Annotated in this window: 22 protein-coding genes and 1 tRNA gene; 12 read left to right on the top strand and 11 right to left on the bottom strand. The window is 72.5% G+C overall.

Going from position 1 to position 21,716, the window contains the following annotated elements; genetic code table 11:
• Window positions 1-16 precede the first annotated feature (16 nt).
• The 3 genes from AAEM63_RS02635 to AAEM63_RS02625 all read left to right on the top strand — a co-directional run bounded on the left by AAEM63_RS02635 (window position 17) and on the right by AAEM63_RS02625 (window position 4,061).
• On the top strand, window positions 17-847 hold the full coding sequence (locus tag AAEM63_RS02635) for a transglutaminase family protein (RefSeq protein ID WP_341360154.1): 831 nt from the start codon (window positions 17-19) through the stop codon (window positions 845-847).
• A 17-nt stretch (window positions 848-864) separates the two neighbouring features.
• Window positions 865-1,881, top strand: a complete 1,017-nt coding sequence (locus AAEM63_RS02630) for a magnesium and cobalt transport protein CorA (RefSeq protein WP_341360153.1) — start codon at window positions 865-867, stop codon at window positions 1,879-1,881.
• 119 nt (window positions 1,882-2,000) lie between these two features.
• Window positions 2,001-4,061, top strand: coding sequence for a PhoX family phosphatase (locus tag AAEM63_RS02625; RefSeq protein ID WP_341360152.1), 2,061 nt, complete (start codon window positions 2,001-2,003; stop codon window positions 4,059-4,061).
• A 98-nt stretch (window positions 4,062-4,159) separates the two neighbouring features.
• Here the strand turns inward: AAEM63_RS02625 and AAEM63_RS02620 are convergent, their stop codons facing one another.
• Both AAEM63_RS02620 and AAEM63_RS02615 read right to left on the bottom strand, forming a co-directional pair.
• Entirely contained in the window at window positions 4,160-5,026 is an 867-nt protein-coding gene (locus AAEM63_RS02620; RefSeq protein ID WP_341360151.1) for an alpha/beta fold hydrolase, read from the bottom strand.
• A 180-nt stretch (window positions 5,027-5,206) separates the two neighbouring features.
• Entirely contained in the window at window positions 5,207-6,163 is a 957-nt protein-coding gene (locus tag AAEM63_RS02615; RefSeq protein ID WP_341360150.1) for a LacI family DNA-binding transcriptional regulator, read from the bottom strand.
• 143 nt (window positions 6,164-6,306) lie between these two features.
• On the opposite strand from AAEM63_RS02615, the gene AAEM63_RS02610 reads away from it, so the two are divergent.
• The 6 genes from AAEM63_RS02610 (at window position 6,307) to AAEM63_RS02585 (ending at window position 11,440) form a co-directional block, all read left to right on the top strand.
• Window positions 6,307-7,128, top strand: a complete 822-nt coding sequence (locus AAEM63_RS02610; protein WP_123916781.1) for an ABC transporter permease — start codon at window positions 6,307-6,309, stop codon at window positions 7,126-7,128.
• Entirely contained in the window at window positions 7,125-7,922 is a 798-nt protein-coding gene (locus AAEM63_RS02605; protein ID WP_123916779.1) for an ABC transporter permease, read from the top strand. The genes AAEM63_RS02610 and AAEM63_RS02605 overlap by 4 nt, the downstream gene beginning before the upstream one ends.
• Window positions 7,919-8,926, top strand: a complete 1,008-nt coding sequence (locus AAEM63_RS02600) for an ABC transporter ATP-binding protein (protein ID WP_341360149.1) — start codon at window positions 7,919-7,921, stop codon at window positions 8,924-8,926. The genes AAEM63_RS02605 and AAEM63_RS02600 overlap by 4 nt, the downstream gene beginning before the upstream one ends.
• A gap of 44 nt (window positions 8,927-8,970) precedes the next feature.
• The gene (locus tag AAEM63_RS02595) at window positions 8,971-10,077 is read left to right on the top strand and encodes an ABC transporter substrate-binding protein (protein ID WP_341360148.1); all 1,107 of its coding nucleotides are present in this window, start codon (window positions 8,971-8,973) and stop codon (window positions 10,075-10,077) included.
• A 126-nt stretch (window positions 10,078-10,203) separates the two neighbouring features.
• A complete protein-coding gene (locus tag AAEM63_RS02590; protein ID WP_341360147.1) occupies window positions 10,204-11,316 on the top strand; it encodes a hypothetical protein in 1,113 nt (370 codons plus the stop codon).
• Between the two features lie 51 nt (window positions 11,317-11,367).
• Window positions 11,368-11,440 (top strand) — tRNA-Lys (locus tag AAEM63_RS02585).
• A 120-nt stretch (window positions 11,441-11,560) separates the two neighbouring features.
• On the opposite strand, the gene AAEM63_RS02580 is transcribed toward AAEM63_RS02585, so the two are convergent.
• The 3 genes from AAEM63_RS02580 to AAEM63_RS02570 are packed head-to-tail and all read right to left on the bottom strand — an operon-like array spanning window position 11,561 to window position 13,171.
• On the bottom strand, window positions 11,561-12,139 hold the full coding sequence (locus AAEM63_RS02580) for a hypothetical protein (RefSeq protein ID WP_341360146.1): 579 nt from the start codon (window positions 12,137-12,139) through the stop codon (window positions 11,561-11,563).
• Window positions 12,140-12,171: 32 nt separating this feature from the next.
• A complete protein-coding gene (locus tag AAEM63_RS02575; protein ID WP_123916771.1) occupies window positions 12,172-12,543 on the bottom strand; it encodes a hypothetical protein in 372 nt (123 codons plus the stop codon).
• Window positions 12,536-13,171, bottom strand: a complete 636-nt coding sequence (locus tag AAEM63_RS02570; RefSeq protein ID WP_123916769.1) for a TetR/AcrR family transcriptional regulator — start codon at window positions 13,169-13,171, stop codon at window positions 12,536-12,538. The genes AAEM63_RS02575 and AAEM63_RS02570 overlap by 8 nt, the downstream gene beginning before the upstream one ends.
• Window positions 13,172-13,355: 184 nt before the next feature.
• On the opposite strand from AAEM63_RS02570, the gene AAEM63_RS02565 reads away from it, so the two are divergent.
• A complete protein-coding gene (locus AAEM63_RS02565; RefSeq protein WP_123916767.1) occupies window positions 13,356-14,375 on the top strand; it encodes an LLM class flavin-dependent oxidoreductase in 1,020 nt (339 codons plus the stop codon).
• Between the two features lie 63 nt (window positions 14,376-14,438).
• Here the strand turns inward: AAEM63_RS02565 and AAEM63_RS02560 are convergent, their stop codons facing one another.
• Both AAEM63_RS02560 and AAEM63_RS02555 read right to left on the bottom strand, forming a co-directional pair.
• Complete coding sequence (locus AAEM63_RS02560) at window positions 14,439-15,230, bottom strand: multicopper oxidase domain-containing protein (RefSeq protein WP_341360145.1); 792 nt, start codon at window positions 15,228-15,230, stop codon at window positions 14,439-14,441.
• Window positions 15,227-16,015 carry a multicopper oxidase domain-containing protein gene (locus tag AAEM63_RS02555; protein ID WP_341360144.1) on the bottom strand — a complete coding sequence of 263 codons (789 nt, stop codon included), beginning with the start codon at window positions 16,013-16,015 and terminating at the stop codon, window positions 15,227-15,229. The genes AAEM63_RS02560 and AAEM63_RS02555 overlap by 4 nt, the downstream gene beginning before the upstream one ends.
• A 215-nt stretch (window positions 16,016-16,230) precedes the next feature.
• Here AAEM63_RS02555 and AAEM63_RS02550 point away from each other — a divergent pair, with 215 nt between their 5' ends.
• A complete protein-coding gene (locus AAEM63_RS02550; protein WP_341360143.1) occupies window positions 16,231-16,749 on the top strand; it encodes a flavodoxin domain-containing protein in 519 nt (172 codons plus the stop codon).
• A 67-nt stretch (window positions 16,750-16,816) separates the two neighbouring features.
• On the opposite strand, the gene AAEM63_RS02545 is transcribed toward AAEM63_RS02550, so the two are convergent.
• Window positions 16,817-17,086 carry a GlsB/YeaQ/YmgE family stress response membrane protein gene (locus AAEM63_RS02545; RefSeq protein WP_341360142.1) on the bottom strand — a complete coding sequence of 90 codons (270 nt, stop codon included), beginning with the start codon at window positions 17,084-17,086 and terminating at the stop codon, window positions 16,817-16,819.
• Window positions 17,087-17,301: 215 nt separating this feature from the next.
• Window positions 17,302-18,852, bottom strand: coding sequence for a DEAD/DEAH box helicase (locus tag AAEM63_RS02540; protein ID WP_341360141.1), 1,551 nt, complete (start codon window positions 18,850-18,852; stop codon window positions 17,302-17,304).
• A 226-nt stretch (window positions 18,853-19,078) separates the two neighbouring features.
• Between AAEM63_RS02540 and AAEM63_RS02535 the strand changes: the two genes are divergently transcribed.
• Window positions 19,079-19,783 carry a hypothetical protein gene (locus AAEM63_RS02535; protein WP_341360140.1) on the top strand — a complete coding sequence of 235 codons (705 nt, stop codon included), beginning with the start codon at window positions 19,079-19,081 and terminating at the stop codon, window positions 19,781-19,783.
• 19 nt (window positions 19,784-19,802) lie between these two features.
• Here the strand turns inward: AAEM63_RS02535 and AAEM63_RS02530 are convergent, their stop codons facing one another.
• Window positions 19,803-20,606, bottom strand: a complete 804-nt coding sequence (locus AAEM63_RS02530) for an EamA family transporter (RefSeq protein WP_341360139.1) — start codon at window positions 20,604-20,606, stop codon at window positions 19,803-19,805.
• A 146-nt stretch (window positions 20,607-20,752) separates the two neighbouring features.
• The gene (locus AAEM63_RS02525; RefSeq protein WP_341360138.1) at window positions 20,753-21,673 is read right to left on the bottom strand and encodes an AEC family transporter; all 921 of its coding nucleotides are present in this window, start codon (window positions 21,671-21,673) and stop codon (window positions 20,753-20,755) included.
• Window positions 21,674-21,716 lie beyond the last annotated feature (43 nt).

Here is a 21,716-nt window from a genome sequence, read left to right as displayed (position 1 = left end):
GCCCTACGCTTGGCCGGTGCGCCGCAACGTCTCCTCCCGCATCACGCTCACCACCTCGGCCGGGGCCGCCGAGCTCGAGCTGATGGTCGCCGTCGCCCGGATCCCGGGGCTGGACATCGACGAGGAGCTCTCGGTCACCCTCGACGGGACGGCCCTGGTGCCGATCGAGCACGTGGGCCGGCACAAGGGCGTGGTGCACGTCCTCGACCTGCCCGCCGGGACCCCGGCGGGGCAGACCCTCGAGATCGCCTACCGCGCCCAGGTCGACGGCGAGGGCGCCGTCCCGCATCCCCCGCTCGCCCAGGAGCGCACCGAGCTGTTCACCTACCGCCGGCCCTCGCGCTACGCCGAGTCCGACCGGCTGCGCCCGCTGGCGCTGTCGGAGTTCCGCGGGCTGAGGGGGTGGGACCTCGTCACGGCGGTCTCCTCGTGGGTGGGCACCCAGCTGTCCTACGTGCCGGGATCGAGCCGGGTCACCGACGGCGCGGTCGAGACCTTCCTCGCCCGCCGGGGCGTGTGCCGCGACTACGCCCACCTCGTCGTCGCGCTCCTGCGCGCGCTCGACGTGCCGGCTCGCGTGGCGGCCGTCTACGCCCCGGGTCTGAGCCCCATGGACTTCCACGCCGTCGCCGAGGTCTGGGTGGACGAGGACTGGCACGTCGTCGACGCCACGAGCCTGGCCCCGCGCGAGACGCTGCTGCGCATCGCCACCGGCCGCGACGCGGCCGACACCGCGTTCCTCTCGAGCTACGGGGCGTCGCTGCGGCTCACGCGCCTGAGCGTCAACGCGACCGTGGCGGGCGACCTGCCCGCCGACGACCTCGACGAGATGGTCCGGCTCTCCTGACCGGCACGGAGGCAGCCATGGGCATCGTGGACAACGCCGTCTACGTCGGCGGCGAGCGGCACGCCGAGCCGGAGTCCCTCGACGTCACGTACGACCTCATGCGCCTGCGCGGCGGGATGGGCTGGATCGGGCTGTACCGTCCCGACGCCGCGGAGATCAGCTCGATCGCCGCGGAGTTCGGGCTGCACGAGCTCGCCCTGGAGGACACGGTCTCGGCGCACCAGCGACCCAAGATCGAGCGCTACGGCGACGTGCTCTTCACCGTGCTCCGCCCGGCCCGCTACCTCGAGGACGAGGAGCGGGTCGAGTTCGGGGAGGTCCACGTCTTCACGGGACCGGACTTCGTCGTCACGGTCCGGCACGCGGAGTCCCCCGACCTCGCGCGGGTGCGCCGGCGCATGGAGCAGAGCCCCGAGCTGCTGAGGCTGGGCCCGGAGGCGGTGCTCTACGCGATCCTCGACCAGGTGGTGGACGAGTACGCCCCGGTCGTCGCCGGCCTGCAGAACGACATCGACGAGATCGAGGACGAGGTCTTCGGCGGCGACCCCGACGTCTCACGACGCATCTACTCCCTCTTCCGTGAGGTCATCGAGTTCCAGCGCGCCACCCAGCCCCTCGTCGGCATGGTCGAGGCGCTCCAGGGCGGCTTCGACAAGTACGGCGTGCACGACGAGCTCCAGCGGCGCCTGCGCGACGTCGCCGACCACGCGGTGCGTGTCACCGAGCGCGCCGACGCCTTCCGGGTGCTGCTGCAGAACATCCTCACCGTCAACGCCACCCTGGTCGGCCAGCGCCAGAACGAGGAGACCCAGCGCCTGACGGAGACCTCCCTGGAGCAGAACGACGTCGTCAAGCGCATCTCCGCGTGGGCCGCCATCCTCTTCGCCCCCACCCTGGTCGGCGGGATCTACGGCATGAACTTCGACCACATGCCCGAGCTGCACTGGTCCCTGGGGTACCCGCTCGCCCTCGCCCTCATGGTCGCGACGTCGGTGACGATGTGGGCGGTGTTCAAGCGCAAGGGCTGGCTCTAGGCCTCGACGCCGCCGACCCGCCGTCCGGCGGACGCGGGGCGTACACGCGGTGTTCACCGTCCGGTTCGCCGGACTTCCTAGCGTGTGGGCGATCCCAGGACCACCTCCCGAGGAGTGCCATGACCGTCACGCCCACGCGCCGCTTCCTTCCGCTGCTGTCGAACCACGGCGGGAACCGCTCGTCGCTCACCTGCCGCTTCCGGTGCGGCGACGCCTGCTTCCACGACGTGCCCAACACGTCGGGCAACGACTACTTCGGCGACGTCGCCGCCCGCGCCTTCTCCCGCCGCACCGTCCTCAAGGCTGGCGCCGTCATCGCCGCCGCCGGCGCCGTGGCCACCTCCGGCCAGGAGCGGGCGATCGCCGCCCCGGCCGTCACCGGCGGGCCCGACGGCGCGCCGGGCCTGCGCTTCGCCCCGGTCGCACCGAACACCGCCGACGCCGTGACCGTCCCCGGCGGCTACCTCTCCGACGTCGTCATCCGCTGGGGCGACAAGCTGTTCTCCGACGCCCCCGACTTCGTAGCGGGCGAGTACACCGCCGCCGGGCAGCAGCGCCAGTTCGGGTACAACTGCGACTACCTGGGCCTGCTGCCGCTGCGCGGCCAGCACGAGTTCCTCATGGTGGCCAACCACGAGTACACCGACGAGGTCCTCATGTTCCCCGGGTACGACGGGGAGAACCCGACCCGCGAGCAGGTCGAGGTGGCGTGGGCCGCGCACGGCCTCTCGGTCGTGGCGGTGACGGCCGGGCGGCGCGGCCGCCGCTCCGGCGCGCTCGACCCGGTGGTCGACCACCCGCTCAACCGCCGTTTCCATACCGGCAGCCCGTTCGAGCTGACCGGCCCGGTCGCCGGTGACGCCCTCGTGCGCACCGCCGCCGACCCCGCCGGCCGTACCGTCCTCGGCACGCTGAACAACTGCGCGGGCGGCCTCACCCCCTACGGGACCTGGCTGACCGCGGAGGAGAACTTCAACCAGTACTTCGCCAACGCCGACGCCGTCACCGACCCCGAGACGCGGGAGCGGCTGCGCCGGTACGGCCTGCCGGGCGGCGAGAGCGGGCGGAAGTGGGAGCGGTTCGACCCCCGGTTCGACCTCGCCCAGGAGCCGAACGAGGGGAACCGCTTCGGCTGGGTCGTCGAGGTCGACCCGTACGACCCCGCCTCCACGCCCAGGAAGCGCACCGCGCTCGGCCGGTTCAAGCACGAGGCCGCCACCACGACGATCACGGCGGACGGGCGCCTCGCCGTCTACATGGGCGACGACGAGCGGTTCGACTACTTCTACAAGTTCGTCTCCACCGACCGCGTGGTCGAGGGCGACGCCGCGCACAACGCCGCCCTGCTCGACAACGGCACCCTCTACGTCGCCCGGTTCACCGGCGACTCCCCGTCGTCCGAGATCGACGGCACCGGGACGCTGCCCGCCGACGGGGAGTTCGACGGGACGGGCGAGTGGATCCCCCTCGTCACGTCCTCGGGTGACGCCGCCGTCTCGCACGTCCCGGGCATGACCGGCGTCGAGGTCCTGCTCTTCACCCGTCAGGCGGGCGACGCCGTCGGCGCCACGCAGATGGACCGCCCCGAGGACGTCGAGCCGAACCCGGTGACCGGCCTGGTCTACCTCGCGCTGACGAACAACTCCCGCCGCACCGCTGCCCAGGTGGACGAGGTCAACCCGCGGATCGGGAACAAGCACGGCCACGTCGTCGAGATCGCCGAGGCGGGCGGCGACCACGCCGCGGCCTCGTTCGTGTGGCGGATCTTCCTCCTCGCCGGGGACCCGGCGGACCCCGCGACCTACTTTGCCGGGTTCGACAAGTCTCAGGTCTCGCCGATCTCCTGCCCGGACAACGTCGCGTTCGACAAGTACGGGAACCTCTGGATCAGCACCGACGGCAACGCGCTCGGCAGCAACGACGGCCTCTTCGGGGTGGCGGTCGACGGCGAGCACCGTGGCCAGGTCAAGCAGTTCCTTACCGTGCCGTTCGGTGCGGAGACCTGCGGCCCGTGGATCGACGACGACCGGGTCCTCGTGTGCGTCCAGCACCCCGGCGAGACCGACGGCTCGACGTTCGAGTCCCCGAGCTCCCACTGGCCCGACGGCGGCGGCTCCATCCCGCGGCCGTCGGTCGCGGTCGCGTGGCGGGCCGACGGGAAGAAGATCGGGCACGCCTGACCGTCACCGGCCGTCCCTGACGGGACGGCCGAGCGCGCAGGGGCGCCTCGCCGTCGCGAGGCGCCCCTGCCCCGCCCCCGGGCAGCTGCCGTCCGGCGTCAGCCGACCGGCACGCAGCTCGGCTGGTAGGCCGGGTCCGCCGGGCCGTCGGTCTCCAGGGCGTTGAGGACCAGCTGGTGCACGACCGGGTCGTTCGGGGTCTGGTCGTGCTCGATGGGGTCGAGCGGGCACTTGTCCTGGATGAGGATGTTGGTCACCTGGTCGGCCGGGCCGTCGAGGAACTGGCTCTCGTACGGGGTGACCACCTCGTCGTACCGGGTGGAGATGACGGTGTAGTCCGGGCCGCGGACGGTGTCGCCGTCGGCGTTGAGGGTCTGCATGAACTCCGAGCCGGCGAGCTGGTCCTGGCACGCGGGGCAGGCGGGGTTGTCGACGGTGCTCGCCGTGGTGACGATCTCGCCGTCGAGGGCGACGATGAGTCCCTGGGTGCCGTGGCTGGAGGGCGCGATGCCGACGAGGTCGTCGACCTTCTTCGACCCGCCGAGGAGGTGCATGTAGTAGCGGGGCATCATGCCGCCCTGGCTGTGCCCGACGATGTCGACCTTCTTCGCGCCCGTGGCGCCGAGGACGGCGTCGACGAAGGGGGCGAGCTCGCGGGCGGAGTCGGCCACCGGGCCGGTCGCGTCGTTGCCGTAGTTGAGGGCGTAGACGCAGTAGCCCTCCTGCTGGAGGCGGGGCGCGAGCGTCGACCAGTTCTTGAGCATGTTCTCGAAGGTGCCGTGGACGAGCACGACCGGCTCGGGGTGCTCCGGGCGGGGTGCGCAGCTCCAGTCGTTGGCGCCGGGGGGCGGGACGTCGGTGACGGCGCCGCCGGCGGGCGCGGCCGCGGCGACGGCCCCGGCGAGGGCGGTGGCGGCGACGGCGAGCGCCGCCCCGAGACTCTTGGTCCTCCTGGTCGAACGCATGGGTGCTCCTTCGTCTGTCGTCGTTGTCAGAACCGGGCGGGAGGCGCCCGGCGGATGCAGGGACGTTAGGTGAGACTCCCGGTACCGGCAACCGGAGACGCCGCGATGCCACCCCGCCCGGGACACCCGCACTGGGGGACCGTCAGCGCGTCTCGGGGCGCCGCGGGGCTGGGCGTACGGTCAGAGCCCGAGCCGGCTCACCCGGACCGGCAGACGAACGCGCTGGTCGGAGGTGGCGCCCGGACGGTCGATCAGCTCGAGCAGCTCAGCCATCGCAGTCCTGCCCAGCTCTGCGCCGTCGACGTCGATCGAAGGCACGTCCGTCATCCCGAGGGCGTCCACCACGTCGGCCTGGAGGGTGACGACGACGTCGCCCGGGACCGCCCGTCGCGCGGAGAGCAGACCGAACATCACACCCAGCCCGATCGGTGTCGCGTACGGCACCACGGCGGTGGCGCCCACCTCGAGGACGTCCGTCACCGCAGCGATCCCTGCGGCGAACGTGGCCGGGTGCGGACCGAGCACGACGAGCTCGGCCCCGCGGGCCGCCCCGCGCACGGCTGCGGTGCGCTGGGCGTCCTGCCACGACCCCTCGGGACCTCCGACGTAGGCGATCCGGCGGTGCCCGGCGGCGACGAGGTGGGCGACCACCGAACCGAACGCCGTCGCCGTGTCGGCGACGACGGAGGACAGGCCGGGGATCTCCCGGTCGACGAGGACCGTGGGCTTGAACGACGCCACGGCGCGGACGGTGTCGTCCTCGGCACGTGGGGCGAGCACGAGCATCCCGTCGACCTGCCGGGCGAGCCGTTCGACGGCCGTGACCTCACCGACGTCCTCGAGGGCGTAGACGGCGATGGTGATCTGCATGTCCGAGGACGCCGCGCGCTCCTGAGCACCCGCGACGATGGGCGCGAAGAAGAGGTTCTCCAGGGTGGGGACGACGATCGCGACGATGGAGGTGCGTCCCCGCGCGAGGGAGCGCGCCGCACGGTTGGGGACGAAGCCGAGCGATCGTGCGGCCTCGGTCACACGCAGCACGGTGCCCGGTGCGACCAGCTCGGGCCGGCTCAGGGCCCGCGACGCCGTCGCCTTGGAGACCTTCGCGAGGTCCGCGACGTCCGAGAGCGTGGCCATGGCCTCCCTCAACTTCCTGTTCCAGCCCGGGCGTCCCGCTCGGTGAGAGGGGGGTGACGCGCGCCCGGAGCGACCGCTATGGTCCACCGTAACCGGTTCCACAACCGGTTACATCGGACATGCCGGACACATCGGAGATGCGGATGCGGACAGGTAGACAGGGCCTCCTGCTGGTACCGGGCCTCGTCGTGCTGCTGGCCGGCTTCCTGGTCCCCTCGGTCCTCATGCTGCTCGCACCACCCGACGTGACCACGGCGGAGGTCTTCGCCCGCCTCGGGCGCATGCTCACCGACCCGTACGACCTGCGGATCATCGGGCGCACGATCGGCCTGGGACTGATCGTCACGGTGCTGTGCATCGTCCTCGGGTTCCCGCTCGCGTACCTCCTCGCGCGCTCGACCTCACGCTGGGCGGGACTCCTGCTCGCCCTGGCGATCTTCCCCCTGCTGCTGAGCAACGTCGTGCGGACCTTCGGCTGGCTGGTGATCCTCGGTTCCAACGGCGTCATCGGTCAGCTCCTCACCGGCCTCGGGCTGGTCGAGACCGCCCCGCAGCTTCTCTACACCGAGCTCGCGATCGTCCTGGGCCTGACCCAGCTCTTCCTGCCCCTCGCGGTCATCTCCTCCTACTCCGCGGTGGCTCAGGTTCCCGCCGGTCTCGACGACGCCGCCCGCGGCCTGGGCGCCGGCCGGACCCGCACGCTCTGGGACGTCGTCATCCCGCTGTCGGGGCCGGGGCTGATCGTCGCGGCGACGCTCGTGTTCGCCGGCTCCGTCACCGCGTACACCACGCCGTACCTCCTCGGCGGGTCACGGCAGCGCATGCTCTCGACCCAGCTCTTCTCCTACTCCAGCGTGACCCTGGACTGGGCCGCCGCCTCGGCGACGGCGCTCATCATGACGGTGCTCGTCTTCGCCGTCTCGGGGCTCGCCACGCTGGCCGGGCGGAAGGGGGCGACGTCGTGAGCACCCGGCACCCGGTCATGGCGGCCCTCGCGGTCCTGGCGTACGTCATCATGATCGTGCCGATCCTGTTCGTGGTCGCCACCTCGTTCACGGCCGGCGGCACCCTGCGCTTCCCGCCCGACGGGTTCTCCCTGCGCTGGTTCGGTGCCGCGCTCGAGTACGAGCCCTTCATGGGGGCACTGGTCTCGAGCCTGCAGCTCGCGGCGCTCGCCACCGTCCTCGCCCTGCTCCTGGGCGTGCCGGTCGCACTCGCGATCCACCGGGGGCGCATCCCCGGCAGGAACCTCGTCGAGGGGCTCTTCCTCTCCCCGCTCATCGTGCCCGAGCTGGTGGTCGGGCTGGCCCTGTACCAGCAGCTGATGATCGGTCTGGGCCTGGCGAACTTCCAGACCCTGCTCATCGGTCACACGGTCCTGATGTTCCCGTACGCCGTCCGGGTGACCGGCGCCTCCCTGGCCCTGGCCGACCCCGCCCTGGAGGAGGCCGCCCGGGGGCTGGGGGCATCCCCCCTGCGCACGTTCCTCACGATCACCCTCCCGCTGCTGCGGCCCGGGATCTTCTCGGCAGGGCTCCTCAGCTTCATCACCTCGTTCAACAACGTCCCGCTCTCCCTGCTGCTGCAGACCCGCCACTTCCGGACGCTGCCGGTGACGATGCTCGACTACGTCCAGCAGAGCTACGACCCGATGGTGGCGGCGACCTCGACACTCCTGCTCGCCGGGACGGTGGTCGTCGCCCTCGTGGCCGAGCGCACGGTGGGTTTCGCCAAGATCTTCGGAGGTATCAACCGATGACCGTCGCTGCAGAGCTGATCGGCGTGAGCCAGCAGTTCGGGGACTTCACCGCCGTCGACGCCATCGACCTCGACATCCCCGAGGGCAGGTTCACCACGCTTCTCGGACCGAGCGGCTGCGGGAAGACGACGACCCTGCGGATGATCGCCGGCTACCTCACCCCGACCTCGGGCACGATCCGCATCGGCGGTGCCGACGCCACCCGGACGCCGCCGGAGAAGCGTGACCTCGGCATGGTCTTCCAGTCCTACGCCCTCTTCCCCCACATGACGGTGGCGGACAACGTCGGCTACGGGCTGAAGCTGCGGCGCGTGCCCTCGGGTGAGCGCCGGACCAGGGTGATGGAGACGCTCGAGCTGGTCGGCCTCGCCCACCTGGCCGACACGCGACCCAAGAAGCTCTCCGGGGGGCAGCAGCAACGGGTCGCGCTCGCCCGCGCCATGGCCATCCGGCCGCGGCTCATGCTCCTCGACGAGCCGCTGTCCAACCTCGACGCCCGCCTGCGGCTCCAGATGCGTGCCGAGATCCGGCGGATCCAGTCCGAGACGGGGCTGACCGTGATCCTCGTGACCCACGACCAGGACGAGGCGCTGGAGATGTCCGACGAGATGGTCCTCATGCAAGGTGGCAGGATCATGCAGCACGGCGCCCCCCAGGACGTCTTCCCTGCGCCGGCCAACCGCTTCGTCGCCGACTTCCTCGGTTACGAGAACTTCCTCACCGCGCGCGACGGCACCACCCTGACGGTGCGTCCCGAGCACCTCGGCGTCGTCGCCGGCGCCGACGGCGCCGCGCCCGCGGGCATCCTCGCCCTGCCGGGCACCGTGACCGACGTCGCGTACCGCGGCGTCGACATGCTCGTCACCGTCGAGGCCGTCGACCCCTCCGGCGCGACCGTGACCCTGCTCAGCGACGTGCGCGCGGCCGAGGCCGGGCGCGTCGAGGCGGGTCAGCCCGTGTCGGTCACCGCGCCGGAGTCCCGCCTCGTCGCACTCGCCGACTGAACCTCACCCGCAGGCCGCCACGGCCACCACGAAAGGAACCGCCCATGGTGCGATCCGCACGTCACACCGTCCGAGCGGGTGCCGGCCTGACCGCCGCCACCCTCCTCCTCGCCGCCTGCTCCGGCGGTGAGACCGAGCCGGCCGACGGGACCGGCGAGACCGGCGAGGCCGCCACGGAGGCCGGCGGCACGATCGTCGTCAGCACCTTCCCGTTCGGCGTCGAGGAGTTCCAGGAGGCCGTGTTCGACCCGTTCACGGCGGAGACCGGGATCGAGGTCGAGGTCGAGACCGGGTCGAACGCGGACCGGCTCTCCCAGCTCACGCTCGCCGGCGGGGACCCGGGCGTCGACGTCGTGCTGATCTCCGACTACTACGCCGCGCTGGGCCAGGAGGAGGGCATCTTCCAGGAGGTCACGGCGGAGGACGTCCCCGCCATCGACGACATCGCCGAGTTCGCGACCGAGGACGCCTACATGGGCCCGGCGTACAGCTACCAGCTCAACGGAACTCTGTACCGGACCGACGAGCTCGACGCCGAGACCGCTGCCGACTGGGAGATCTACGGCGACGACGAGTACGCCGGCCGGGTGGCCCTGCCTGACATCTCCGTCACAGCTGGCCAGCTCATGGTCTCCGGTGTGGCCGACGCCTACGGGGACGGTCCCTACGACGTGGAAACCGCGTTCGAGACCCTGGCGGGCTGGGCGCCCAACGTGCTGCAGTTCTACACGTCCTCCACCGAGGTGACGAACCTGCTCACCCAGGGCGAGATCGTGGCCGCCGACGCGCTCAGCGGCTTCGCGACCAACCTCGTGGCAGCCGGTGAGCCCATCGCGTGGACGCCGCCGGCCGAGGGCCGGTACATGGCCACGAACCGGGCCATGGTCCCCGAGGGTGCGCCGAACGTCGAGGGCGCGCACGCGTTCATCGACTACCTGCTCTCCGCCGAGGCCCAGACCGCCTCTGCCGAGCTGGTCGGCGACCTCCCGGTCAACCCCGAGGCCACCGTGCCCACGACGATCGAGGACGTGGTGGGCGACATCGCCGCCGACCCGATCGCCGCCGGCTACGCCACCCTCGACCCGACCGAGCTCGTCCCGACCCGGGCCGAGTGGGTCGACCGGTTCGCCCGCGAGGTCAGCTCGAGCTGAGCACGCCCGGCCCGGCCCGCGCGACCGCGCGGTCCGGGCCGGTCCCGCCGTGCGCGCCGCCCGTCGCCTCGCCGCCCGCTCGTCGCCTCGCCCCGCCGCCCGAAGAACAGGACGTCTCGAACCACGATGACCAGCCCCGTACTGCACGACCTCCTCGACCGGATGCCCAAGGTCGACCTGCACTGCCACCTCATCGGCACGGTCCGGGGCAGCACCTTCGCCGAGCTGGCCCGCCGGGAGCGACTCCCGCTCCCCGCGACGCCCGAGGAGATCTATGCCGGGGTGAACTCCCTGCCGCCCGACCCGGCGCTCTACCTGGACACGCGCATCCCGGTGCCGCAGGGGCGCAGCGCCGACGAGCCGGCCGTCTCCTACTCCCTGTTCCAGGTGTCGGGCTGGGTGACGCAGGTCCTCCGGCACGCCGACGACCTCACCCGCATCGCCTACGAGGCGTTCGAGGACGCGCACCGCACGAGCAGCACCCGCCACCTCGAGGTGTCCTTCGATGCGGTGCCCGAGCACCTGAGCTCCCTCGGCTACGCGGGCATGGTCGACGCGCTCGCCGACGGGGTTCGCGCTGCCGAGCGAGACTTCGGCATGACCGGCCGGCTCATCGCCGCGATCGACCGCAGCGGCACCGGCGAGGCGGCTCTCGACCGGGTGCGAACCGTCGTGGACAACCCGCACGAGTACGTCGTCGGGATCGGCCTGGACAACCTCGAGACCGCGGGTCCGCCCGAGCGCTTCGCGGCCGCGTACGCCCTGGCGGGGGAGGCGGGCCTGCGCCGGACGGCGCACTCCTCCGAGCACGCGCCGGTGGCGGTGAACACGATCACCTGCCTGGACCTCCTCGGGTGCGACCGGATCGACCACGGCTACTTCGTCCTCGAGGACGACGACGTCGTGGCGCGCCTGCGCGAGGACCAGGTCCCGTTCACCGTCATCTCCACCACCTCTCGCCGGTCGTGGAGGCCGTGGCGACGGGCGTCCATCGCCGCGATGATCGAGGCCGGCCTCAACGTCATCCCGGCCTCGGACGACCCCGGCATGTTCCCCACCACCCTTGCCGCCGAGTACCGGATCCTCGCCGATGAGCTCCACGTGCCCGTGGAGCGGCTCACCGCGATGGCCCTGGCCGGGGTGGACGCCTCGTGGCTGCCCGACGCGCGGAAGGCCGATCTCCGGCGACGGTTCGTGGCGGAGATCGCCGAGCTCCAGGGCACGGTCCCGAGCCGGTGACTGCCTGGCATACTTCCGTAGCGGGCTGGACCGGACACCGGACAGGCCCCTGGGCCTCTAGCTCAATCGGCAGAGCAGCGGACTTTTAATCCGCGGGTTGTGGGTTCGATCCCCACGGGGCCCACCCCCACGGGGCCCCCTCGCGGGGAAGAGGTCCAGCCTGGGCCCGGGCGACGGCGTCCCGGTCCCATGCTGACTGTGCGTCCCGGACAACGGAGGTCGTGCGCCCTCCCAGCGGCTCCGGTCAAGCCACGGGGTCGCGCAGGATCGTGCGCAGCGTGTCCTGTGGCGTGGTGCGCGTGAAGGCGTCGAGATGGATCTCGTGGTGAGGCCCGCTGCGACGGACACGGCGCCCTCGGGCGTGGTTGCCGAGCCGCTCGAGCGTGGCGTACTCCTCGGCGAACGGCCCGTGGTGCATGACCTGGACGACGTCCTGCTCGGGCAGGGAGAACACGGCTATCTCGTCGGAGGTCCTGTCCGCGGCGCTCACCGCCCGGGTCCTGGCGGTATCGACGTCCGTCTGGGTCGTCGCTGCCTGGACCTTGGAGAGGACCCTGTAGCGCAAAGACGGGATGGGGTTGACGCTGTAGAAGTCAGCGATCTCCACCGGGGTCGATCCCTCGGGGTACCAGTACTGGATCTCCACCACCGGCGACGCCTCGGCGTCGTTCAGCTCGCGCGCGATGTCGGTGACCAGCGACTTCTTCCGGTAGAACTCGTCGGTCCCCGGCGCCCCGCCGCCCAGGACGGAAACATAGGTCACCGGGGGCGTCCGCACGTGCTCGGGGTCATCCGCGGCGCAGAGGTGCTCGGTGGGCTTCATGGTGGCGGCTTCTCCTTGTGGATTCGGGGTGGTCAGCCGTGTGCGGCTGCGGCCGGGTCGGTTCGGGCGATGGTCGACTCCAGGCCGGTGCGGATTCGGCCCATCGTCCGAGTGAAGGCCTCGTCGATGTCGATGCCCAGCTTGTCGGCCAGGACGAAGGTCCACCACATCGACTCGGCGAGCTTGTGCTCCAGCTCCGCACGCGGGTCGCGGTCGATGCCCCAGGTGCCGTCGTGAGCGAGCAGCAGGCGGCCGATGTAGCCGACGTCGTTCGCGAAGCCGATCTGCAGCTCGTGCAGGGACCAGGTCTTCCCGTTGAGTCTCTCCTCCAGGTTCTCGTAGAGGGCTCGGACGGCAAGGGCCTGCTCGCGGGCTGCGGCGAGGGAAGGCGGCGAGTCAGTCATGGGTGTTCTCCTTCGGGGTGACGGGTTCGGTTCCGGTGGCGCGGCCAGTGGGGAACACGGCGACGGCTCGGCGGGCAATGGCCTCCAGTGAGCCACGCGGGGTTCCGTCGGCCGCGCGGATCGCGAAGCCGCTGGAGAGGGTGATGAGGAGTCCGGCGAGCTCGTCGGGGTCGGCTTCTGGGGGGAGGTCTCCCTCGGTGACCGCACGTCGGAACCGCTGGGCGAACCGTTCGTGGATGTCTGCGCGGTTCTCGGCGAGCATGGAGAACTCGTTGGAGCCCCCCGGGACGACGGCGGCCTGGACGGACAGACAGCCAGGAGGGTAGTCAGGCCTGGTCACGGCTCGGGCGTTACCGACGAGGAACGCCTCCGCACACTCCCGTGCGGTGGGCCGTGCGAGAGCGGCGTCGACGTACCCCATGTTGCGCTCGACGTACCTGCGCAGTGCGGCATGGAAGAGCTGGGCCTTGTCACCGAAGGCGGCGTAGATGCTGGGCTTGTTGACCCCCATCGCGGTGGCCAGCGCAGCGAGGCTGGCACCTTCGAAGCCATGGCGCCAGAACACCTCGACGGCAGCATCGAGCGCACGTTCGGTGTCGAACGCTCGCGGTCTGCCGACTGCCCCCACGACTGGCTCCTCAAGGGATCTAGTTTCTTACCGCTTGGTACACAACCATCGTGCCACACGTGCGTCGACTGAGGGAAGTGGCGGAACGGGCCAAGGGACTGCTCCCCCCTCGGTGTCAGCCCTCTGTTCCCGTCGTGCGGTCGTCGCGATGGAATGCCGGGCGAGGGAGGACGTTGTCGTACCTGTGAAACGCATCGGCTTCCTCTCCTTCGGTCACTGGACCCCGCACCCCCAGTCCGCGACCCGGTCCGCCTCCGACGTGCTGCTGCAGTCGATCGACCTCGCGGTCGCGGCCGAGGAGGCGGGGGCCGACGGCGCCTACTTCCGGGTCCACCACTTCGCCAGGCAGCTCGCGTCCCCGTTCCCGCTGCTGGCGGCCGTCGGGGCACGGACCAGCCGCATCGAGATCGGCACGGGCGTGATCGACATGCGCTACGAGAACCCGCTCTACATGGCGGAGGACGCCGGGGCGGCCGACCTCATCTCCGGCGGACGCCTCCAGCTCGGCATCAGCCGTGGCTCGCCCGAGCAGGTGATCGAGGGCTACCGGCACTTCGCCCACCACCCCGCCGAGGGTGAGAGCGACGCCGACATGGCACGACGCCACACCGCCCGGTTCCTCGAGGTGATCACCGGCGAGGGCTTCGCCGAGCCCAGCCCGCGACCGATGTTCCCCAACCCGCCGGGTCTGCTCCGGGTGGAGCCGTACTCGGAAGGTCTGCGTGAGCGGATCTGGTGGGGCGCCGGGAGCCGGGCCACGGCCGAGTGGGCCGGGACCCAGGGGATGAACCTCATGAGCTCGACGCTGCTCACGGAGGACACCGGCGTACCGTTCCACGAGCTCCAGGCGGAGCAGATCCGCCGGTTCCGTGATGCGTGGCGCGCCGCCGGGCACGCCCACGAGCCACGGGTGTCGGTGAGCCGCAGCATCTTCCCCCTCGTCACCGCCGAGGACCACGCCTACTTCGGCCTGGAGCGGCGCAGCACCGACCAGGTCGGCATGCTGGAGGGCGGGCGAGCGACGTTCGGGAAGACGTACGCCGCCGAGCCCGACGAGCTGGTCCGCCGGCTCGCCCAGGACGAGGCGATCGCGGAGGCCGACACGCTCCTGATCACCGTGCCGAACCAGCTGGGCGTCGACTACAACGCTCACCTCCTCCGTTCGATCGTCGAGGACGTCGCGCCGGCCCTCGGCTGGCGCTGAGCAGGCGCTCGAGGCACGTGGCCGCGTCCTCGCGCGTCGGGATCTCGCGCCGGCGCCCGGCGGCTACATCGGTCCCATCGCCTCCTCGATGTGCCAGACGCCCATCATCCCGATGTCCTCGTGCTCGATGATGTGGCAGTGCAGCATCGACATGCCGGCGTGGTCCCGCACGGGCACGAGCAGCTCGACCCGGCCCCACCTCGGCACGACGGTGACGTCCTTCCACGCCGCCGCGCTCGTCCACAGCTGCGCGTAGCCGGGGTCGCCACCGGTGACGGAGAGCACCTGCGCGTGGTTCGTGTGGTGGTGGAAGGGGTGGTCCATCCCGCTGGAGTTGGTGACCTCCCAGACCTCCCACGTCCCCAGCTCGGACATCGTCATGTACGACGAGTCGTGGCCGGTGAAGCTGATGCCGTTGATGTAGCCGTGGCCCTGCCCCATCGACAGGTCCATGCGCACCCGCTTGAGGCCGGCGGTGTCGATCCGTGCTCGCGTGGCCGCCGGGTCGACCACGGTGGGCAGCGTCTGGTCGACGCGGGTCCGCTTCCCGCCGTACGTCAGCGTGGCCAGGGTGACCTGGTCCCCGCCCATGGCGCCCTGGCGGCTGTAGGGCAGGGAGAGCAGCTTGTACGACGTCGACGGCGAGCCCGACGCCTTGACGAGCAGGTCGACCCGCTCACCGGGCGAGAGCAGCAGCTCGCCGACGGCGTAGGGCTTCTCGAGCAGCCCGCCGTCGGTACCGACGACGTGGAGCGTGTGACCGGCGAGGCTGAGCCGGAAGAACCTCGCGACGCAGGCGTTGACCAGGCGCCACCGCTGCACCTGACCGGGGGCGATGTCGATCCGCGGGTTCACGACCCGTTGACGGTCACGGCCCGGCCCTCGAGGCCGTGCATGTAGTCCATCATCGCGTCGTGGGGCTCGGCGACGCTGCCGACGACGGTGACGTCCTGGAGCACCATGACCCGTTCCGTGTACGCGGACAGCGTCTCGGTCTCGTCCTCGACGACGAGCGCCCCGGCCATGCCCGCCCACATCTGGTCCGCCACGGACCCGTGCAGGTGGGGGTGGTAGAAGTTCAGCGTCCCGGGGCGCTGCAGGCTGAGGTCGTACTCGTAGACCGTGCTCTCCCCCGGCCTCAGCATCACCATCATGTTGTCCCCGTGGGTGCCGTTGGGGTTGTCCCCCGGGGTGACGTGCAGGCCGTGCGTGTGGAGGTTGGTGTCGTAGAGCGGGTGGCCGAGGATGTTCCGGGCGCCGCTCGCCGGCAGGTCGTTGCGCATCCGGACCCGCAGCAGCTGGTCCCGGCGGGCCCGGATGGTCCCACCCGGCCGGAGCCCGTCGTACGTCATGAGGCTCGCCGTCGCCCCGCCGACCGTCACGGTGGCCATCCTCGCGGTGAGCGCGACGTCGACGACGGCGGGGTCGGCCGAGACGTCGGCCAGCAGCACGGGGTCGGCGAACCGGCCGCCGACCGGCGGGTCGAGCACCGTCCCGCCACCGCCCGAGCCGCCGCCCGTGCCGCCACCGCCGCCCGGCCGGCCACGCGCGGCGTGCGCGGCGACCGGCGCCCCGACGGTCGCCCCCGCGGCCACCACGGCCGCCGCCCTGAGCATGTTGCGCCTGCTGATCTCGGCCATGACACTCTCCCGGTCCTCATCCCCCCGGCGCGGCGCCGTCTCCGAGCCGGGCGCGTGAGCGCCCACGCTCATCGATACGCCGAACGACCGTCGGACGCACGGGTCCTAGGACCCGGACCACGGCAGGCGCCCCCACCCGCGGGCCGTTGGTCCCACCACCCGCGCCACGGTCCTGGGGGAGGCTGGGACGACCACCGACGACGCTGGGAGGCACCATGCACATCCTCGTGACAGCCGCTACCAAGTACGGCTCGACCGCCGCGACGGCGGACCGTCTGGCCGAGGTCCTCCGGTCGGCCGGCCACGAGGTGACGCAGCGACCACCGGGTGAGGTCGACACACTCGACGGCATCGACGCCGTCGTCCTGGGCAGTGCCGTGTATGCCGGCACCTGGCTCCCCGCGGCGCGCGAGCTCGCCCACCGGCTCGAGGCAGACCTGGCCACCCGCGGGGTCTGGCTCTTCTCCTCGGGTCCCCTCGGCGACCCGCGCGAGCGCGCCGAGGACGTCCACGTCAGCTCCATCGCGACCGCCGTCGGCGCCTACGACCACCGCGTCTTCCCCGGTGCGGTCGACCCGGCGGTCCTCGACGGCGACGACCGCGCCACCATCGAGGGCCTGCACGCCCCGGTGGGGGACTTCCGGGACTGGGCGGCTGTGGACGCCTACGCCCACGAGATCGCGGACGGCCTGGTGAGCCGGGACCTCGTGCCGGCGCCGACCCTACCGGCCTGAGACGGACGAACGACGAAGGCCGGCAGCACCGAGGTGCTGCCGGCCTTCGTCGTGCCCGTCGGCGTCGTCAGACGCGACGGCTACCGCCGCGACGGATACCGATGTAGATCGAGATGAAGATGATCGCCATGATGATGGAGATGATCCACCGGATCCAGTCGATGCCGGCGGTGTCCTCCACGCCCAGCAGGCCCGCGATGAGCGAGCCGACCCAGGCGCCCAGGGCGCCGAGGATGATCGTCCAGATGATGCCGATGTTCTGGTCGCCCTTCATGAACAGGCGGGCCAGCGCGCCGATCACGGCGCCGAAGATGATGAGCCCGATGAGTTCGCCCATGAGGTGTTCCTCGCTTCCTTCGTGTGCCACGGTCTGCGGCCTTGCATCCAACAGGGGAAGCGTGGCAGGTCGGCGAGGGGGCCGCACGTTGAAACGGTTACGGAAACATCACATCGTGCTGGCGCCGGGCGGGCGGTGATTCCCGAGCGCGCCGGACGCGAGACCGGGTCGCCCGCCGCGCGCGTGCGCGGACCGGACGACCCGGCGTCAGATCGTCAGACCGAGCGGGACGGCGACGTCGCCCGGCGGCTGCCGCGCGACGACCGGCCGACGCTCTCGCCCGAGCGCTCCCCCGAGGATGACCACACGGTGCGCGAGCCGCCGGAGCGACCGCCGTCGGAACGACCGCCACCGTCGGCTCGACCGGCGCCGCCGGTGGAACGGCCGGCGCCCGAGCGGGCGCCGGAACGCCCGGCGCCACCGGTACGCCCGCCGCGGACCGCGCCACCGTCGGTCGGTGCGCCGGACCGCCCGGCGCCGCCGCGCCGGCGACCAGTGCCCTGCGGCTGGGCCACGGGCTTGCGCGACGCGGCGGCGTGCGCCTTGTCGGCGCTCACGGCCGGGGCGAGCTCGCCCACGAGCGCGAGGACCTTGTCGTCGGTGGCACCGACGCGCACCGGGGCGGCGTCGATCTTCGCCGCGCGGGCGAGGGCGCGGAAGTCACCGCGCTGCTCGGGCAGGACGAGGGTGACGACGTCGCCGCCGTTGCCGGCGCGAGCGGTCCGCCCGGAGCGGTGCAGGTACGCCTTGTGCTCGGCGGGCGGGTCGACGTGCACGACGAGGTCGATGTCGTCGACGTGGATGCCGCGGGCGGCGATGTCGGTGGCCACCATGACGCGCACGTCGCCGGAGGTGAACGCGTCCAGGCCCCGCTCGCGGGCGTTCTGCGAGAGGTTCCCGTGCAGCTCGACGGCCGGGATGCCGTTGGACGTGAGCTGACGGGCGAGCTTCTTGGCCTGGTGCTTGGTGCGGGTGAAGAGCAGCCGCCGCGAGCTGCCCGAGGCGAGGGCGTGCACGAGCTCGGTCTTCTCGGTGGCGTCGCCGACGAGGAAGACGTGGTGCTCCATGGACGTCACCGCGGACTCGGCCGGGTCGACGCTGTGCACGAGAGGCCGGTCGAGGAACTGCTTGACGAGCTTGTCCACGCCCCGGTCGAGGGTGGCGGAGAAGAGCAGCCGCTGCGTGCCGGCCGGGGTCGCACGCAGGATCCGCGTGACACCGGGGAGGAAGCCGAGGTCGGCCATGTGGTCGGCCTCGTCCAGGACGGTCACGGCGACGGCGTCGAGCACGACGTGGCGCTGACCCATGAGGTCCTCGAGCCGGCCGGGGGTGGCGACGACGATGTCGACGCCGCGGCGCAGCGTCTCGACCTGGCGGGTCTGGTTGACGCCACCGAAGATCGTCATGACCTTCAGCCCGGCGGCGGTGGCCAGCGGGGTGACGGTCTCGGCGATCTGGGTGGCGAGCTCACGCGTCGGGGCCAGCACGAGGCCACGGGGACGGCCCGGCTGCGAGCGCCCGGGGATGGTCTCCCCTGACGGCACGAGCGCGGCCAGGCGGGCCACCAGCGGCAGCGAGAAGGCGAGGGTCTTGCCGGAGCCGGTGCGGCCCCGGCCGAGGACGTCGCGGCCGGCGAGGGTGTCGGGCAGCGTCGCGGCCTGGATGGGGAACGGGGCGGCGATGCCGCGGGTGGTCAGGCTCGCCGTGAGCTTCTTCGGGACACCGAGGGCGTCGAAGGAGGCGGGCGCAGAGGAGTTCTGGGGCACGAGGGGTGCTTCTCTCAGTCAAAGAGGTCACCGCAGGCATCTCCGCTCACTCGTCATCGGCGGTGGACCCGCCGGCGCGGTGGCCGTGCAGTGCGATGTCGGGGCGCCGCAGTCGGGCGCTTCCCTGCCCCAAGTATGGCACGCCCGCGCCTCATCAGGGCCGATGGCCCGGCGAGGCGCCCGTCACGTCCCCCGCGCCGCGGGTGGCCGACGTAGGTTGGTGCCCGTGGGGTGGGAGAGCCTGACCGGCCCGGACGCGGCGCTGTGGCACACCTGCGCCATCGCCGCCGCCCGCGCCGCCGGACGGGTGCCCCACCCGCCCGTCCCCGTCCCCTCACCGGTCCGGCCGAGCCTCGACGGCGACGAGGTGGTGCTCGCCGCGGGACCGTTCACCCGGTACGTGCTCGCTGCCGGGGACGCGACGTACCAGAAGAGCTCGGCGTTCTTCTTCGCCACGGGCGCGGTGGGGCTGGCCGCCACCGCGGCGGTCGCCGTCGGCCAGGCTTGGGGCAACAGCCGCCGGAAGCGGCAGGCGGAGCGCGCGGCCCGGCCGCGGTGGGTCGAGGCGGGCGGCGGCCTCCTCACGGTCTCGACCCACGGCTTCTACCTCTCCGGCCCGCACGGGGTCTCCCCCTGGCCCTGGACGGCGGTGGACGCGTGCGAGGTGGGCCGCCGCGGTCTCGTGGACCTCACGGGGCGCTCGACCACCGGACCGGTGCGCTGGCTGCTCGAGACCGACTGGGCCGAGCTCGTCTTCGCCATGTGGGCCCTGGACCGCTACCCGGAGCATCCCCGGCTCGCCGGCGGGGCCTGGCTGCCGCCGGGCTGGCTGGAGCGGGTCGCCGCCCGGGTCGGTCCGCCCGCTGTGCCCGGGCCACCGACCCTCCTCGGGCCGCCCGCGCAGCCCGGGCCGCCTGTCCCGCCCGGCTGAGCCGGGCCACTCCCGCGTCCTACTCCCGCGTCGCCAGCGCGACGGCGGCGGAGACGAGGACGAGGCCGAGGACCTCGCCGACGCTGGGGACCTGCCGCAGGACGAGGAGACCGACGAGCAGCGACGTCGCCGGCAGCAGCGAGGTCAGCAGCGCGAAGGTCACCGCGGGCAGCCGGGTGAGCGCCACCTGCTCGATGGCGTACGGGACGAGGGAGGACAGGACACCGACCCCGACGACGGCGAGCAGGAGCGCGGGGTCGCTCGTGACGCTCCCCACCGTGCCGGCGGCCACCGGGGCGTAGACGAGCGCCGAGACGGGCATCGCCAGGGACAGGGAGTCCAGACCGCTGCGCCCCGCGGCGATGCGCCGGCCGAGGAGGATGTACCCCGCCCAGGACGCCCCGGCCGCGAGGGCGAGGCCCACCCCCGCCGCGGTGCCCGGCGCGGACCAGTCCACCCCGAACCCGCTGATCGCCAGCACCCCGCCCGCGGCGAGGACGAGCGCGAGCCGGGCCCGGAGCCCGCGACCGGTGAGTGCGGCGACGGCGACCGGCCCGAGGTACTCCAGGGAAACCGCCGTGCCCAGGGGCAGGTGGGCGATGGCGCCGTAGAAGAGGAGGTTCATACCGCCGAGCACGACCCCGAACAGGGCCGAGCCCGCGGCGGTGCGCCAGGTCCAGGTCCGGCGCCAGGGACGCCGCCACAGCAGGAGGAAGACGGCGGCGACGGCGATGCGCCACCAGGCGACGTCGGCGGGCGGCAGGACGGCGAAGAGCGAGACCGCGAGCGCCGCGCCGAGGTACAGGCTGACCCCCGACGCCATGAACAGCGCCGGCGCGGGGACGACCGGTCGGCCCCGGCCGCCGTCGCCCGGGCTGCCGGGCCCTGGGCTGCCGGCTCTTGGGCCACCGACCCCGGCGCCGCCGACCGCTCCCCCTGGTACCGGCCCGCCCGGGCCCTCCGCGTCGCTCACCCGAGGACCGCCGTGAGGGCCACGACCACCGCGACCGAGGCGATCGTCGTGATGAGGATGACCTCGCGGGCCAGCGCCACCGCCCGCCCGTACCGCATGGCGTAGACGAACACGTTCTGCGCGCTCGGCAGGGCGGCGACCACGACCGGGGCGAGGAGGGCGTCGCCGGTCAGGCCCGCCGCCCGGCCGAGGACGTACGCGAGCGCCGGGGCGACGAGCGACTTCAGGACGGCCGCGAGCCACATCGGCGCCCGCACCTCGCCGCGACCGGGCAGCGGCGCCCCCCGCAGCGACAGCCCGAACGCGATGAGCATCACGGGGACGGCCATGTCGGCGAGGATGTCCACCGGCAGCAGGACGGGCTCGGGCAGCCGCACCCCGGTCAGCGCCACCACGAGGCCTGCCCCGACACCGATGACCAGCGGGTTGCGCAGCGGCCCGGTGACGGCGTCGAGGCGGGAGACGCCGCGCCGCCCGGTCTGCCGGTCCAGGACGGTGAAGGCGACGGGGACCATCACGAGCAGCTGCAGGAGCAGGACCGGGGCGATGGCGGTCGCGTCGCCGACGGCGAACACGAGGATGGGGATGCCGAGGTTGCCGGCGTTGACGTAGCTCGCCGTCAGCGCGCCGATCGTCACCTCGGCGCCCCGGCGGCGCAGGAGCACCGCCGCGAGCACGGCGTAGAGCACCGCCATGGTCACCGCCGTGGCGACGGTGACCAGGGCACCGGTCGAGAACACGGCGCCGACGTCGGCGCCCGCGAGCGTGCGGAACATCAGCGCCGGTGTCGCGGCGAAGAACGTGAGCTTGCTCAGGACCCGGTCGGCGCCGGGACCGAGAACGTCGTGACGCGCCAGGAGGTAGCCCAGCGCGACGACGACGCCGAGGGAGAAGAAGCCGGTGAGCACCCCACCCACGCACACCACTCCCCCGCCGACCTGGACCGGCGGTCATTGTTCC

The sequence above is a fragment of the Georgenia sp. M64 genome, assembly GCF_038049925.1.
Lineage (GTDB): Bacteria > Actinomycetota > Actinomycetes > Actinomycetales > Actinomycetaceae > Georgenia.
This window is presented reverse-complemented; position numbering and strand designations above follow the sequence as displayed.